Here is a 15,801-nt window from a genome sequence, read left to right as displayed (position 1 = left end):
TTCATATTGTCCAAATGTGATATAAATCACAAAATGTTCTTACATAATTGAGGACATGTTCCACATGGGTAAAAAGATACCCAGGGCAAAGATGAGCAGAAATCCCGAGATGATCATGACCATGATGGGTTCGATCAGACTGGAAAGTTTCTTGATGGAATAGTCCACATCCCGGTCGTACTGCTTGGCAATGCTGCCCATCATTTCTTCCAGGCTTCCGCTCTGTTCGCCGATGTCTATCATCTGTATGACCAGCTTGGAAAAATACTTACTTTTTCTTAAGGATTCGGCGATGGCATTTCCCCGGATCACATCTTTCCGGGCTTCCAGGATGTCCCGCGTGAGGGCTGCATTTCCCGTGGTTTCCGCCACGACCTTCAAAGCATCCACAATCTGAATTCCGCTCTGGCTCAGGGTCCGCATCATGTGGGCAAAACGGGATAAGGCGGATTTGGAGATCAAATTCCCGAAAACCGGCGCTTTCATTTTAAACCCATCCCACCATAAACGGCCGCTTTCTGTATTGATGTATTTTTTAAACCCAAAGATGATTCCTGCCACGATGGCCCCCAATAACCACCAGTAGTTCCGCATGAAATCCGACGTGGCAATCATAATCCTAGTGGGTAACGGCAATTCGGCGCCCATCTGATTGAACATTCCCATAAAGGCCGGAATAATAAAAACCATAGCGCCCACAAAAGCCAGGATAAGCACGACAAGCACAATGATGGGATAACGCATGGCCGATTTGACTTCCTGCTTGACCTTGATATCGGATTCAATGAGGCTGCTTAGCCGGTTCAATACAGTATCCATGACCCCCGCTTCTTCCCCGGCATGAATCATGTTTACATAGAGATTGTCAAAAACCCTGGGATGTTTCTGCATGGCTACGGAGAGAGAGTACCCCGAATTCACATCCCCGATGATTTCATATAAAATACCTTTGAATTTTTCATTGGAGACCTGGGAATGAATGGCTTCCAGGCTGGTGACCAGGGGAACACCGGCCTTAAGCATGGTAGCCAACTGGTCGGTAAAAAGACTAATATCCTCCGGCTTGATTTTTTCACCGAATTTTGTACCGCCTTTACCGCCCCCGCCTTTGACTTCCTTGATGGAAAGAACCATGTATCCCTGGCTTTCCAACATGGAAAGCATCTCTTTCTTTCCCGGTCCCTCCCCGGTTTCGGTCCGGGGAACTCCGTTTTTCCCCAGTATTTTGTATTCAAATGTTGGCATTATTGAAAAGTCCCCGTGCCTGAATTATAAGTATAGACATTCCCGGCAGGCCCCGTATAGGTGTTGCCGCTCTTGGTCCAGTTGTCTGTCACGGGCTGGTTGAGGACATTGGTAAAAAAGGGATTGGATGGGGATGCCGCACCGTCTGAGGCTCCGTCCAGTGAGGCCGGATAAAGGGGCGTGGTGCCCCGGGTAACAGCCCGGTTGTAATGGCTGTCTATTCCTGCCCTTACAAGAGCCACAATGGTTTCTTCTGCTTCCTGCCTGCCTGTATTTGCGGTATTAAAAAAACGGGGGACGGCCACAGCGACCAGAATCCCCATGAGAATAATTACCAGGACAATCTCCAGGAGGGTAAATCCCCGTTGATCAGACCATGGATGTAATTTCAAGGACTTCTTCAAGAGATACAATTCCTTCCGTTGCCAATTTAATACCCTGATGCATCAAACGCACCATCCCCTTTTTAACGGCATAATTCCGCAATTGATCCAGAGGGGCCTCGCTGACAATCATTTCCGAAAGTTTTTCGTCGTTGGTTAACAATTCAAAGAGACCCAAACGCCCCAGATAGCCCGTATTCCGGCACTGAATACATCCCACAGGCCGGTAGAAATTATACTCTTTGTCCTGATCCAGGTTCAGACGCTTTAAAAGATGCTTCGGTGGAACAAAGGGTTCTTTGCAGTGGGGACACAATTTCCGAATGAGTCGCTGGGCCAAAACCGCACGGACAGTGGAAGCAATCAGATAAGGCTCCACCCCCATGTCGGTCAAACGGGTCACAGCTGAGGGTGCATCATTGGTATGGAGAGTGCTTAATACAAGGTGTCCCGTGAGGGCGGAGCGGACCGCCAGTTCCACTGTTTCCTGATCCCGAAGCTCACCAATCATGATAATATCCGGGTCCTGGCGCAGGATGGCTCTCAGGGCGGATGAAAAGGTGACCCCGATTTTAGGATTCACCTGTCCCTGATTGATGTCGTCCAGTTCGTATTCAATGGGATCTTCCACCGTAATAATATTTTTTGAAACCGTATTCAGGGTGCTCAGAGTGGAATACAGGGTAGTTGTTTTACCACTCCCCGTGGGGCCGGTCACCAGGATAATCCCGTTGGGCATGCGGATGAGGTCGAGCCACTGCTGAAGCACTTCCCGGCTGAATCCCATATCTTTCAGATCAATCTGATTCTTCTCTTTGTCCAAAAGTCGCATCACGATTTTTTCACCGAAATAGGTAGGATAGGTGGATACACGAAGACTGACCCGTTTATTATCCTTTTTAAAGCGGATTCGGCCGTCCTGGGGTTTCCTGTTTTCCGAAATGTCCATATTGCACATAACCTTCAGGCGGGATGCCACCGAAGCCTGGAAGGTCTTGGGAAGGGTGTAATTCTCAAAGAGGGTCCCGTCTACACGAAAACGGATACGTACATCCTTTTCCCGGGGTTCAAAGTGAATATCACTCACCCCCATATCAATGGCCTGGGTTAGCATGGTATTCACCGCCTCGATCACCTTGGAATTACCAATATTTTCCTCATCCTTGGCTTCCTCCCGCTGGCGCTCGATCTCTTCAATTTCAAATTCAATATTGTCTTCGGAGAGTCCTTCCATTTTTTTAGACTTTCCGTAATAGACTTCCACCGCATATTCAATATCTGCTTCTGTCGCTAAAACCAGGTCCAGATCCATACCTGTGTATTTGCTGACAGTATCAATGCTTTCCACATTCAGGGGGTCGGCAGTAGCCACACTGAGCTGGCCCCCGATCTTAAAGAGGGGAACAATCTGATATTTCCTGGCCATTTCTTCCGGGACCAGGCGGATAATCTCTTTATCAATGGTTAAATCATCCAGTTTGACAAAGGGGATATCCATCTGCTCCGCCAGAAACTGCGTCAGGTCCTGATCGCTGATATACCCCAGTTCGATGAGGGCTTTTCCAAAGTATACTCCATTTTCGCTCTGATATCTCAAGGCTTCATTTAACTGTTCCTGGGTAATCTTCCTGCTGTCAAGCAAGAGTTGTCCCAAGGGTTTTTTCATTTTGATGGCTGGCATGTTCTACTCCTGATTAAATCCAAACATAGGTCATATACATATCAATTAAAAAATGACCAAAAAAGAGGGACAGAACGGCACCGATGGCCATAAAGGGACCAAAAGGCACCTGCACCCCGGCCCGGACCCGTTTCATGGCCATGAGAATCAGCAGAATCACGGCGGCGGAGAAAAAAGTCAAAAATAGCATCATAAGAGATAGTTCCCATCCCAGAAAAAGTCCGATTACAATACCCAGCAGCACATCACCGGATCCCATGCTGTCTTTTTTAAAAAGGGCTTTCCCAAATAGACCCGCCAAAAACAGAAAGCCTGAGATGATTGCGGCTCCGATAAGGGCCGATATCCACCGGCTATCCCGGAAAGCGACCAGTCCGGAAATGGCCATGATCACACCGGCTGTAATAAAAGGCTGGGGAATGATAAGATAATCCAGATCTACAAAGGCAGTAATAATCAAGACAAACATGAGGGACATATACCAGACGGCTTCAATAGACAGACCGAATTTCCAGTAGACGGCCATAAAAAGAAAGGTAGTGAGGAATTCCACCAGGGGATAGCGCGAACTGATGGTTGATTTGCAGAAGCGGCATTTCCCGCCAAGAATCAGATAGCTCAGGATGGGGATATTGTCGTACCAGGGTATTTGCTGACCGCAGGATACGCAGGTGGATCGGGGTTTGACAATGGATTTCTCCCGTGGAACGCGGTAAATCACTACATTGGCAAAACTCCCCAGAGCCAGGCCGGCCAGGGCGGATATCATGAGTCCCATCCAGGTAATATTCATTTCGGCAACAGCTCCTTGATTTTTTTCAGCATATCCGCCGTTGTAAAAGGTTTCGTAAGATAGGCATCGGCACCCACTGTTTTGGCCGTATGAAAATCTTTCTGAGCGCTCTTGGCAGACAGAATAATCACGGGAATATTTTTATATTTCTTGTCAAATTTGATCATATTACAAACCTTGAATCCATCCATCTTGGGCAGCATAATATCCAAAAGGACCAGATCCGGAACGATGGATTTAACCTTTTGTAAACCTTCCAGTCCGTCTGAAGCCGTTTCCACCTTAAATCCGATGGACTCCAGCCTGAGCTTGATCGCCCGGAGCATGTCCGGCTCGTCTTCTATGATGAGTATTGTGTATTCTGTCATGATTTTTACCCTTTTCTTTAACCTTCATTCATCATTCAGAATTAAATTCAGAATTCAGTTTTCCCATTGGCGGTATAGAAACATAGAATGTCGTCCCTTTATTCAATTCGCTTTCAAACCAGATTTCGCCGCCCATTTGTTCCACGATATCCTTGGTGATGCTGAGTCCCAGACCGACACCGGGAAGGCGTTCCAGATCCAGACCGGTACGGAAAAAGCGTTGAAAGATTTTGTCCTGATCTTTCTTTGCAATACCCCGGCCATGATCCTTTACATACATGTACAGATTCCCATCCTTTCGGATATCTGCAAATATAATCACTTCTGAATTTTCATCGGAGTATTTATAGGCATTTTCCACGAAATTTATGAGAATTTGCATTAAAACGTCCCGATCTGCAGGGATAGGTGGTAAATCATCCTTGACCCGGGTTGTCAGTGTCATATTCTTGGAAGCATAACGTACTTTGAATAAATCCACCACTTCCTGAATCAGATCGGGGATATCCACATCGGTAATCTTCTGTTTCCTACGGGTTCTCTCGGTTTTCATCACATCAAAGACATTGTTAATGAGTCTTTCCAGGCGTTCCAGGTTTTTGGCAATAATGGAGTTAAATTCCTGATGATCCTTTGAAAGGGTCCCGCCAATACCGTCTGCCATGAGAGATACATACTCTTTAACAATAGCAACCGGTGTTTTCAACTCATGGGATACATTGGAAATCAGGTCGGCTTTCATATCTTCAACCCGTTGATTGTCTGTAATATTCCGGGCAACCAGGATCAACCCATTCTCAATAAAAGGCAGATTCCGAAAGCGGTCCGTCACCGTGTCAAAAACCAGGCGATCCGCCTTGTTCTCACCGAGAAAAACTTTATGGCGGTAGACTTTCTTATCCTTAAGACATGTTTCCTGAACTTTGTCCCAGTCCTGGGAGAATAAATTCTTTAATTCTTCATACGGAATGATTTTCTGGTATTTCCCCATCAGATCCTGAAAATAGTGGTTCACATAGGCCAATTCTTTCTGTAAATCGATGATTGCCATGGCATCATTAATCTGGTCAAAAACCGTCAGTATCTGCTGTTCCTGCTTTTTACGTACAATATTTTCAAGGTGACCGAGAATGGTTTCAATCTGACGGGTCAGATCCTCAAAAAAAGTCCGGTCGTTATCCTGATAGACATTATTTTTATAACTCAGAAAACCTATAATCCCGGAAAACCGACCTGTCGAAGGAAAGGGAAACAAGAGAGAATCACGGATTCGTTCATCCCGGACCGGGTTTTCCGAGTCACTGTACCGGAAATCAGGGATCATTCGGGACATTTCGGGATTTTTTTCTTCCAGAAAGGCTTTGGAGAGGATATGAATGGCATCCTTCAATCGGGGAGACACGCTCTCACCGGAAAGCAGAACAATATTGTCGCTCCACAGGGAATAAAAAAAGAGCAGATCATAATGGATCATCCGGTCGAAGTATTTCGCCGCAGCGGAGAGGGCATCAGACAGGCGCAGATGGTCATCGAGGGAAAGAAGCAGATCATTCAGAATATTCAGTTTGATCAGGGCTGTATTCCCGTCTGTCAAATCATCTGAACGGGGCAGGATTCCCCGGGACAGGCGGGTAAAGCTCAGCAGGCGGTGCATCAGGATATCCGGATGATCCCCGTCTACGGACCAGATGATATAAAAGGGCCAGGTGCTTTGAAATGCATCCATGTCTTCCGGGTTATGGGTGATCGGAATAAAACAGGCAGGATGTATTTCCCAATGATTTAAAACGGATCTTTCATGGGAAAGGTCGAAAAGAACAAGATCCGGTTTTAGTTCAATAAAAGCGGATTCTGTCGGCGCATCATTCAGGGTTTTTACTGTGATGTTTTCTTTACGGAACACATCGGCGAGGGCACTATATTTCATATCACCGTCAGTGAGGAAAAGAACATTTTTTATTGAAACTCCGGAAACCATGATTTAACCGTACAATCCATTTAACTATTTAGTTATTCCAATTTTCTTTTCTTCTGTGTCGGCCGTTTGACTGTTAAGCCTGATTCTCAGCCTTAGATCATTAGGCCGGTCTGCAAAACGAATTGCATCCTCCATGGAAATGATTCCATCCATGTGTTTCTGATACAAACTTTGGTCAAAGGTCATCATCCCTTCATGGGTACTGGCTTCGATGGTGGTTCGAATCATTTCGATTTCACCGTTATGGATCAGATCCCGGATCCGTGCCGAATCCAGGAGCAGTTCAAGGACAACCGTCCTTGCTCCTTTCACGGTGGGAACCAACCGTTGGCCTATAATGGCTTGAAGGTTCAAACTCATTTGCATGCGAATCATTGTGTGGTATTCTGGGGGATAAAAGCTCATAATCCGTTCAAGTGTCTGGTAAGCGTTATTGGCATGGAGGGTTCCCAGCACTAAGTGACCGGTTTCAGAAAAATTCAGTGCAGCGCTCATGGTCTCACTGTCCCTGATCTCACCAATGAGAATCAGATCCGGAGCCTGGCGGAGGGCATATTTTAAAGCGGATCTGAAATCAGGTGTATCAATGCCCACCTCCCGCTGATTGACGATACTTTTTTTATGATTGTGGATGAATTCAATGGGATCTTCCACCGTAAGGATGTGTCCGGTTGTATGACTGTTCCGGTGGTCGATCATGGCAGCCATGGTTGTGCTTTTCCCTGAGCCAGTAGCTCCCACCACAAGAATAAGTCCTTGTTTCCGCATGATCAGGTCTTTCAGCACGGGAGGCATCCTCAGTTCATCCAGAGTGGGAATCCGGGTTAAAATCCGCCTGAGGACGAAGCCGATGGAATTCCGCTGATAGAACGCGTTCCCCCTGAAGCGGCCCATGCCCGGCTTACTGACAATAAAATCCAGTTCTTTCTGGTTTTGAACTTTCTGTATATCCTTTTCAGATAACATTTCTTTCATCAGGGCTTCCATGGCATCCATATTGAGTTTTTCTACTTCCAGGGGGATTAATTTCCCTTCAATGCGCAACATAGGATAGGTACCGATCGTCAGGTAGAGATCCGAAGCTTTCGCCTTGATCATGACATTCAGAAAATCTTCAATGGTATACATCTTAGTCTAAATCCAGATTTTTCTTTACGTAACCGGGATTGGTGGCACTTTGGATGGCGATATTCGTGCTGATTTTACCGGCTTTAGCCAGACGGACCAGGGACTGGTCCAGAGACACCATCCCCACATTAGAGCCGGTTTGAATGGCTGAAGGAATCTGAAACACCTTGCTTTCACGGATCAGATTCCGGATACCGCTGGTACCGATCATAATCTCAAAGGCTGCCACCCGCCCCTTGCCGGAAGCATGTTTCAGCAAAACCTGGGATACCACCGCCAGGAGGGATTCGGAAAGCATGGAGCGGATTTGTGCCTGCTGGGTTGCCGGATACTGGTCAATTATCCGGTCGATGGTCTTTGCCGCATTATTGGTATGAAGCGTTCCAAAGACAAGATGGCCCGTCTCTGCTGCCGTGATGGCCAGACTGGTCGTTTCAAGATCCCGCATTTCACCCACCAGAATTACATCGGGATCTTCCCGCAAGGCACTCCGGAGAGCCGCAGCAAAAGATTTTGTATTAAAACCCACTTCCCGCTGATTCACAAGAGATTCATTGGAGACATGGACAAATTCAACCGGATCCTCTATCGTGATAATGTGTTTTTTAAATTTCTTGTTGATATAGTCTATAATTGTCGCCAGAGTTGTAGATTTTCCGCTGCCTGTGGGACCGGTCACCAAAACAAGTCCTTTATCCTGCGATGCAATATTGACAAGAACATCCGGAAGTCCAAGTTCTTTAAAGCTGAAAACTTTTGTGGGAATCATACGAAAAACGGCCGCTTCACCGTTGATATCCTTGTAGACATTCACTCTGAACCGTCCAATGCCCTTGAATTCCCGGGAGAAATCGATTTCCCAGTTGGTTTCAAAGAGTTTTCGTTGTTCATCACTCATCACATCATAGATGAGGGAATGAATCATGGTACTGTCCATAGGATCCAGATTGGTCCGGAGCATATCGCCATCCACCCGGACAATGGGCGGGGATCCCACACAGAGATGAAGGTCCGACGCTCCGTTATCGACTGCAAATTTTAAAAGTGTATAGATTTCTGTCGCCATCAATCATCTCCTGAAGATTATTTAATAATGGAGGGAGTGATAAATATCATGAGTTCACTACGTTGCGGTTCAACACTTTTATGAATGAAAAGATGTTTAATTAAAGGAATTTTACTTAAGAAGGGAACTTTCTTAATGGTTTCAATATCCTGTTCCAGTATGAGACCACCCATGAGAAGCGTCTCTTTATTTTTTACACGGACATTGGTATTGGCAGTCCGCTTGGATACAATAGGCCGATCAGAATCGGGTCCTCCAAAACCGGTTACCGCTTCCACCTGGGCATTTACCGCCATTGAAATGTAATCATTTTCATTAATGCGAGGCGTTACCATGAGAGTAATATTGACTTCCTGCTCTTCATATGTCGTAGTTGCCGGACCGAATTGTGTAGCCGGCTGGGTGACGGTTATAGGATAAGTTGTTCCTACATTGATTGTTGCCATCTGGTTGTCAAAGGTAGTGGTCTGTGGTTGCTGGGTTATTTTTGAAGAAGTGGAAGATTTCAGTAAATTAAAAACAGCAGAAAACTGGGCAGCAGTCAGTGTTGCAATGGCCAAATCCTGCCAGTTTCCCAGTGTAAAACCCTGAGCCGAACTTCCGGGACCGCCCTGCAGGCTGGCACGGGCCGTCCAGTTAATGCCCATATTCTCAGAGACATCCAGCTTAGTTTCAACAAATTTGACCGAAATATTAATCTGGGGGATCTTCACGTCGAGCTGGCGGATAATTTTATCGATCGTTTCAAAATTGGCACTGACATCCGTCACCAGGATCATATCATAGCCAGGCATCAGGCTCATCATGCCCATCATACCCATACCACCCATGGCACCGGAAGCACCTGTCATGCCCGTTCCGCCGGTCATCCCCATGGAACTTCCCATAAAACCGGTGGATCCGAATCCTCCAGCTGCTCCACCGGTCGTGCCGGTTCCTGTACCTGTGCCTCCTTGCCCCATAGCCTGTGCACCCTTGATCGAAGGTGAAAAAACCGCGACTTCACCCTTCTCGGTCAGGACATTTTCAAGGGCATTGGCCACGGACTGACCATCTACATAGATCAGGCGATAAACCTGGGTGATGGTTTCTCCCGTCATCTCTTCGTCTTTTTCTTTAATGATGATGACATCATCGTTTTGGAACCAGTTGTAACCGTTTACCCGGAGTATGGCATCCAGGGCATTATGCACCTTTACATCCGTCAAAGTCAGAGTGACAATCCCTTCCACATCATTTGAACTCACCAGATTCAGGTTGTTCTGAATGGCAAAAAGTCTGAGGACTTTCGAGAGGGGGGCATTGGAAAACTGCAAAGACACACGATTGTCTAATCCGGCTTCATAAGGTGAATAATATTCATTCTCCACCGGCTTCGCCTGGCCGTCATCGTCCAATTCCCAGGTCAAAAACAGGGAACTCCCGTTTTGATAGACGGAATATTTGGGCAAATAAGAAAAATCGAAAATGATTTTAAACTGATCATTCATTTTATAACGATTGATAATCCGATAGAGATAAAGTGGAGAATAATTCACATACTCCTTTTTTCCCTGAAAAATGTTTTCACAATTCCGTATATCAATGGTGATCTGAGGTGGTGAATAAGTCCCGTATACATCGTATTCTATTTTATCATCCTTAAAAACCATTTCAATTTCAGCCTGGCTTTCATATCTGTGATAGATAATATCTTTGATGGTATTATCGGCAAAAAGCATATTGCCAACAGGCATGATAAGGAGGCATAAGAAAATAATATGTCTACGAAGCATCCGGATCTCCGTTTTTGTCTTTGTATCTTTTATTAATAATCCACAGAGGATTGGTTCCCGTGTTCATTCTTCAGCGAAAAATCCCGCCGGGGACAAAAGCGCCTTCGGAAAAGGTCAGGCGAATTTTTTCCCCGTTTTTTATGAGTATAACATATTCCGGTTTTACGATAGAAAGAGTGTAACCCTCAATAGTGTCTCCCGGTTTCAGGATTTGATCGTTTATGAGTACGGTCGGCTTGTTATTCAGCCACGAAATACCATTCAATTCAAAATGACGGGTGGTTTCTTCCGGTACTTCTTCAATAGCTTTTTGCTGTTCTTCTTCAGGTTCAGGCTTTTCAGAATAGACGAAAGGATCACTTTTCCACTCAAGATTCCATGCTGACCTTGTGGTATAGGATTTCAGGATAACCTGCTTTACAGGTTTTTTAGCTGCCTGAGCTGATAGGGGAGTCGTAACCTGTTGCGCTACGGTTACAGATGCAGTCGAAGTAGCCGGTTTCCCACGGGATAGCATGGGAATAACCTTTGTGGCAGCAAAGATCAGGACGGCTATGCCGGCCAGTGCCAAAAGGATTTTTTCCCGTTTCTGCAATGCCATATTATTCTTTCGCCGTATAAGCCAGCAACTTTATCTCAATATGCAATTTATCAGGAAGCTGCGTATCCGTCAACAGGTGAATGGACTGAATATGGACCAGTTCTGTATGGGCGGATAATTCCTCAAGAAATTTGCCTGTGGGAATGAATTTACCATTCAAAAAGACATCAATGGGATATGAATGGAGTGATTTCTCAAAATATTTTCTTTGTTCTGTTCCCGGGACGGAAAACTGATCAATAGGCGACGGATTCACATATTCCAGTTCCAGATTGTAGTGCTCTGCCAGCTGATCAATCATATCTATCGTATTTTCAATGCCTTTATCGCTGTTCACAGATTCAAAAAGCTGTATCAAATCCTTTTCCAGGTTTTTAACACGCTCTTCGATCTGTGCCCTGTTCCGTTCAATGGAACCTACCTGAACAATGTGCTGTTCCATTGATATCAGCTCCTGATTCATGGTCTGAATTTCCTGATGTACCGGAAGATATAAGAAGAAAAGCCATCCCAAAACGGCGACAAACAGAATCCCGATATTGATCAGTCCTATGCGTTGCTGATTCATAATTTCTTTAAAACCCCTTTAATCATAAAGGTCCGGCGTGTGCCTGTTTCTGTTTTTTCATCACCGGTGGACAATTCAATCGATTCAAAAAATCCTGTATCCCGAAACTTTGCCAGGTAGTTGTTCAAATAAATATCGGCAACCGAAGCATTCCGGGTGATATATCCCTTCAAAATAAAATCTGAGTTGCCCTTGCCTGAATCTCCTGCCGGTTTATTTACCTGAAAATCGATCAGATGGATACCGGTCGGTGTCAGGTTGGAAATCATTTTAAGGAAAGTAAGTGTCCTGTCGGTGGAATACTGATCCGTCCGAACTTGATTCAGGATCTGCGTGAGTGTTTGTTCTTTCTTACTCATGGACATGAATGTGGACGAGACACCCGAGATATTTCGCCAACGGGTTTGGGTCCGCTGGTATTTCACCTTCACCTGATCCCGTTTATCCATCATATCATAAGTTCGAATACCTGCAAAAATCAGGAATCCGGCTAAAATCAAATAGGATAGCTTTGTACCGGCTATAAAGATCTCCCGGTTGCGGGTGGCTTTCGTGATGACATTGGGATCTTTGTCCGGATAGGCTGCTGCCAGATGCAGGGCATAACAAGGCAATAATTTTTCCGGAATTTTAGCTTCCTTCGATTTGTATTCAAAAATATCCGCCCGCATGGGATTCAGGATGCTGGTCCGCCGGCCCAGATGGTCTTCAATAAAGCGGGCAATACCCGGGATTGCAGCTCCCGGTCCAACAAGGAAGACATCCCCGTCGGCAAGAAGGGAAAAGGTTTTCCGGTAGTAATCAATGGAACGGCTGATTTCCATAATGATACGTTCAGCGATAGGACGAATCATGATGGAGTAACGGGAATGGTCAATGCCAAGGCTTTTAATTGTGCTCCCTTTTTTACGTTGGAATCCGTAATTGTCCAGAAGCAGAAGGGCATCGGAAGGGGAAAGTTTCCGTGGACCGTTCAGGGTGTTCACTTCCTGATTCAGAGCTCCAAGCAGATCCTTCCGGCCGATGCTGAATTCCCGCTCATAATGAAATTCATGATTCTTGATGAAAATAAGATTGCTGTAGGTCTCTCCCATATAAAAGATTATCGCCGTCTCTTTAAAATAATCGGGGTAATTCAGACGAAAAGCCTTGGCTGCCAGATACGATACCGTTGTAATCTGGCAGAGATTCATGCCCACATCGTGAAAATATTTTTCCTGTTGAGCTACCAGATTGTGCGGGGCAATCAGGGTTAAAAAATTCTTTTCATCAACGCTGTCCGACGAGACCTGTTTCACATCATATTCAATAGCCTTATCAGGAAAAGGTAAATTTTTGGTTACAGCCCATTTCAGGGCTTCCCGGGTCTCTTTTTTGTTCAGTTTCTGAAAATTCTGGACCCTGGAGACATAGCTCCGGGAGTGGGTAAAAAAGGTCAGAAAACTATTCTTGTGTTTTATCTGCCGGGAAATTGATCTCAAGGCGAATTTATGTTTATCCTCATCAGTAGCATCTTCCGTAAAATTCCAATAATTTAAAACGCCCCAGTTGGTAATCTTGATTTTATTAACTTCCGGCCGGGCCTGCAGGTAACGGGCAGAAGACTCATCCGTCTCGACAACCACAATATTCCGTTTATTGTTCAGCCAATCGGAAATCTCCGAAATCTTCAATTTGACTGCCGGTGCTACCGAATTAAATTTCTCATCAAATACCCGGTCTTCATTTTCATCTTCATCTAATAAGTCATCAAAACTCCGCTTTTCATTTTCAAAATCCTCGTAAAGGATTTTCTGAGTGGCGGATTTGGGCTGTTTCTCTTCTTCTTCCGTGATAAATGCTTTATTCACAGGTGTTTCGGAAACGGCCGTTTTTTCTACTTTTGTCTTTTCATTGACTGCAGGTTCTGATGGCGGAACAGGTGACGGGGTTTCGAGAGAAAGTTCTTCCGTCTCTTTGATAGGAAGAACCATATCGTCATTTTTAGTAGCAATGTATTCGTCCAGAATGTCAAAAATGGATTTCCCCTCACGGGAAGGCTCTTCATTTTCAAACCTGATGCCTTCAGCAGACTTCGCTTGTTCTTCAGAAGTTTGTTCAGTTTTTTGATCCAAAAATGTCAACAGGGATTTGCCTTTATCTGAAATCTGTTTCCCTTCTTCAAAAAATTCAGCCTCTCCCCCTTCTTCCAGATCATCAGCCTTCTGTTCCTCAAAACGCTTTTTAAACTCCACAAAAGGACCCACACGGCTGGATTTTTCCCCGGTTTTAGAGATTAACGACTCAGGTGTTACAGTGTCCTTTTCTCCTTCAGCTTTTTCCGTCTCTTTTTCTTCCGGTTCCGGCTTTTTTGTCTCTTTTTTCTCGAGTTTCAAGCTGATTTTTGGAGATTCTTCCTGATCCCGAATTTGTTTGCTTTCACTTAATTCGTCAGAGGAATCTTTTTTTGTTTCCTTTTTGGGTTTTTCCGGCGTATGATCCTCTTCATCAATAGACTGGCTTAAATCTTCCGGAGCACTCTTTAATTCAGGCTTTTCTTTCTCCTGTTTTTGATCCCGATCACTCTCTTTAAAAGCTTTTTTTGCCGGTTTTCCTTTTTTTTGTGCTGTGGTCTTGTCAAATAATGCTGTCAGTTTTTTTGAGTCAAGGCTGTCTTCATCGGGTATTTTTTCCGATGGATGATGCGCCTTTTTTCCTTTCCCGGTCTCAGATGATTCTGCCCGAAGGATATTCAGGAGTTTGTTGGTTGCATTGTCACGATTTATATCGTCTCGGTCCGGCATGAATAATGCGGGGCTCCTTATTTATGCATGCGTCCTGTAAAATTTTCAGGCCCACTTCTGTCCATAATTTACAGAATACCTGAAAAACAGTAGAATGTAAGAGAAATCCATCGAAAAAAAAGGTTTTCTGTTCCAGTTCTTTGAACTCGTTCTGAGTAAAGAAAAACTACGGATTAACTTATACTTATTTATTTTATAATTCAACAATCTTCCTTTGAATTGAAGACTGTTTGAAATAATGTGATCATCCTGGTGTATCAATCGTTCTCCTTTCCTTCTGCTGAAATCATTCAACAGGTATGGCAGAATGAATATCGAATCTGTCCGAATTCCCGGTGTTTACTTCTCCGGTTCAGAATCTGTTTCCAAAAACGGGAAAAGGCTCAGTTGTTGAGATTTTACCTCCTTCTTCTTTTTTGCAACACCGGGATCAATTTCACTATCACTCTCCGGCTTATTGTCTTTATATACTTCTTTTCGGAGTATTTCGAGGAGCTTTGTTGTTGCTCTGTTATAATCTTTCTGGTGGTGCTCCGACATGGAAAAACCTATTTCCTTTTAAAAGGCTGATTACAATATCCGCATCGACCATCTGTTTCTCCTGACGAATCATTTCAATCAGGCAGTCATGGCAAAGCGTAATCATTTTACGTGGATAACCCTGTGAATTCAGGTAAATCAGTTCCAGTGCGCCGTCTGTGAAAAATTTTATACCCCCGGGGGCACCTGCAATTTTCAGGCGGTGTTCAATCATGGCAATGGCATCTTCCCGGCTTAGGGGCTTCAGTGTATATCCCATGGAAACCCGGTCTGCAAAATTCGGATGTTTCTTAAGTATATTTCGAAATTCAGGCTGGGCAAAAAAGATTACCTGAATCAACTTATATTGATTGGTTTCATAATTTAAAAGAGTTCTGATGAGTTCCAGATTCTCCGATGAAATTTTTTGTCCTTCATCAATCACCAAAACAAGAACTTTTTTTTCTTCAACACCTTTTTCATAGAGGTAGTTTTCGATAATGTCTTTACAGACAACAATAGAATCTCCCCTCTCGGGGATATCAAAGAGATCAATCAAATATTTCAAAAAATCCAGTTCCGAATTCCAGGAAGGGTCCAAAATCAGATAAAATTCGAAACGGGGGTCGTATTTATAGAATCGGCGGAGCAGAATCCGGCTCAGGGTTGTCTTACCCGTCCCGATTCCTCCGATGACCACACTAAGACCACGCCGTGTACGAACCGCAATTTCCAACAGATTAAGACACTCTTTATGAATTTCGGATTCGTAAAAATAATAGGGATCCGGTGTTATGGAGAATGGTTCTTTTTTCAGATTTACGATCTCAAAATATTCCATATCACCAGCAATAATTTACTCTATCATTCAATATATAATTTACAATCTGCACCATTTATTTCCCAATATATT

Annotated in this window: 13 protein-coding genes; all 13 read right to left on the bottom strand. The window is 44.5% G+C overall.

The window, feature by feature from the left end; translation table 11 throughout:
* Positions 1-39: 39 nt before the first annotated feature.
* Positions 40-1,245, bottom strand: a complete 1,206-nt coding sequence (locus tag J7K63_08320) for a type II secretion system F family protein (protein MCD6235023.1) — start codon at positions 1,243-1,245, stop codon at positions 40-42.
* A complete protein-coding gene (locus J7K63_08315) occupies positions 1,245-1,637 on the bottom strand; it encodes a type II secretion system protein (protein ID MCD6235022.1) in 393 nt (130 codons plus the stop codon). The genes J7K63_08320 and J7K63_08315 overlap by 1 nt, the downstream gene beginning before the upstream one ends.
* The gene (tadA, locus tag J7K63_08310; protein ID MCD6235021.1) at positions 1,615-3,309 is read right to left on the bottom strand and encodes a Flp pilus assembly complex ATPase component TadA; all 1,695 of its coding nucleotides are present in this window, start codon (positions 3,307-3,309) and stop codon (positions 1,615-1,617) included. Before tadA ends, J7K63_08315 begins: the two co-directional genes overlap by 23 nt.
* 13 nt (positions 3,310-3,322) lie before the next feature.
* Entirely contained in the window at positions 3,323-4,102 is a 780-nt protein-coding gene (locus J7K63_08305) for a prepilin peptidase (protein MCD6235020.1), read from the bottom strand.
* Positions 4,099-4,470: a response regulator gene (locus J7K63_08300; GenBank protein ID MCD6235019.1), complete on the bottom strand. Its 372-nt coding sequence runs from the start codon at positions 4,468-4,470 to the stop codon at positions 4,099-4,101. The genes J7K63_08305 and J7K63_08300 overlap by 4 nt, the downstream gene beginning before the upstream one ends.
* A 31-nt stretch (positions 4,471-4,501) precedes the next feature.
* On the bottom strand, positions 4,502-6,397 hold the full coding sequence (locus J7K63_08295; protein MCD6235018.1) for a hypothetical protein: 1,896 nt from the start codon (positions 6,395-6,397) through the stop codon (positions 4,502-4,504).
* Positions 6,398-6,472: 75 nt separating this feature from the next.
* On the bottom strand, positions 6,473-7,576 hold the full coding sequence (locus J7K63_08290) for a PilT/PilU family type 4a pilus ATPase (GenBank protein MCD6235017.1): 1,104 nt from the start codon (positions 7,574-7,576) through the stop codon (positions 6,473-6,475).
* A gap of 1 nt (position 7,577) precedes the next feature.
* Entirely contained in the window at positions 7,578-8,642 is a 1,065-nt protein-coding gene (locus J7K63_08285; protein MCD6235016.1) for a type IV pilus twitching motility protein PilT, read from the bottom strand.
* A 17-nt stretch (positions 8,643-8,659) separates the two neighbouring features.
* On the bottom strand, positions 8,660-10,417 hold the full coding sequence (locus tag J7K63_08280; protein MCD6235015.1) for a hypothetical protein: 1,758 nt from the start codon (positions 10,415-10,417) through the stop codon (positions 8,660-8,662).
* A 70-nt stretch (positions 10,418-10,487) separates the two neighbouring features.
* Entirely contained in the window at positions 10,488-11,018 is a 531-nt protein-coding gene (locus tag J7K63_08275; protein MCD6235014.1) for a hypothetical protein, read from the bottom strand.
* Position 11,019: 1 nt separating this feature from the next.
* Positions 11,020-11,586 carry a type 4a pilus biogenesis protein PilO gene (gene pilO, locus J7K63_08270; GenBank protein ID MCD6235013.1) on the bottom strand — a complete coding sequence of 189 codons (567 nt, stop codon included), beginning with the start codon at positions 11,584-11,586 and terminating at the stop codon, positions 11,020-11,022.
* Positions 11,583-14,369, bottom strand: a complete 2,787-nt coding sequence (locus tag J7K63_08265; protein MCD6235012.1) for a hypothetical protein — start codon at positions 14,367-14,369, stop codon at positions 11,583-11,585. The genes pilO and J7K63_08265 overlap by 4 nt, the downstream gene beginning before the upstream one ends.
* Before the next feature lie 511 nt (positions 14,370-14,880).
* Entirely contained in the window at positions 14,881-15,729 is an 849-nt protein-coding gene (locus tag J7K63_08260; protein ID MCD6235011.1) for an AAA family ATPase, read from the bottom strand.
* Positions 15,730-15,801 lie beyond the last annotated feature (72 nt).

The sequence above is a fragment of the Candidatus Neomarinimicrobiota bacterium genome (assembly GCA_021157965.1).
Classification (GTDB): domain Bacteria; phylum Fidelibacterota; class Fidelibacteria; order Fidelibacterales; family Fidelibacteraceae; genus Fidelibacter.
This window is presented reverse-complemented; position numbering and strand designations above follow the sequence as displayed.

What these genes read in the sequence shown, in the direction of transcription:
- J7K63_08320 (MCD6235023.1), bottom strand. Translation starts at nt 1,245, where the DNA reads ATGCCAACATTTGAATACAAAATACTGGGGAAAAACGGAGTTCCCCGG.
- tadA (MCD6235021.1), bottom strand. Translation starts at nt 3,309, where the DNA reads ATGCCAGCCATCAAAATGAAAAAACCCTTGGGACAACTCTTGCTTGAC.
- J7K63_08305 (MCD6235020.1), bottom strand. Translation starts at nt 4,102, where the DNA reads ATGAATATTACCTGGATGGGACTCATGATATCCGCCCTGGCCGGCCTG.
- J7K63_08300 (MCD6235019.1), bottom strand. Translation starts at nt 4,470, where the DNA reads ATGACAGAATACACAATACTCATCATAGAAGACGAGCCGGACATGCTC.
- J7K63_08295 (MCD6235018.1), bottom strand. Translation starts at nt 6,397, where the DNA reads ATGAAATATAGTGCCCTCGCCGATGTGTTCCGTAAAGAAAACATCACA.
- J7K63_08290 (MCD6235017.1), bottom strand. Translation starts at nt 7,576, where the DNA reads ATGTATACCATTGAAGATTTTCTGAATGTCATGATCAAGGCGAAAGCT.
- J7K63_08285 (MCD6235016.1), bottom strand. Translation starts at nt 8,642, where the DNA reads ATGGCGACAGAAATCTATACACTTTTAAAATTTGCAGTCGATAACGGA.
- J7K63_08280 (MCD6235015.1), bottom strand. Translation starts at nt 10,417, where the DNA reads ATGCTTCGTAGACATATTATTTTCTTATGCCTCCTTATCATGCCTGTT.
- J7K63_08275 (MCD6235014.1), bottom strand. Translation starts at nt 11,018, where the DNA reads ATGGCATTGCAGAAACGGGAAAAAATCCTTTTGGCACTGGCCGGCATA.
- pilO (MCD6235013.1), bottom strand. Translation starts at nt 11,586, where the DNA reads ATGAATCAGCAACGCATAGGACTGATCAATATCGGGATTCTGTTTGTC.
- J7K63_08265 (MCD6235012.1), bottom strand. Translation starts at nt 14,369, where the DNA reads ATGCCGGACCGAGACGATATAAATCGTGACAATGCAACCAACAAACTC.
- J7K63_08260 (MCD6235011.1), bottom strand. Translation starts at nt 15,729, where the DNA reads ATGGAATATTTTGAGATCGTAAATCTGAAAAAAGAACCATTCTCCATA.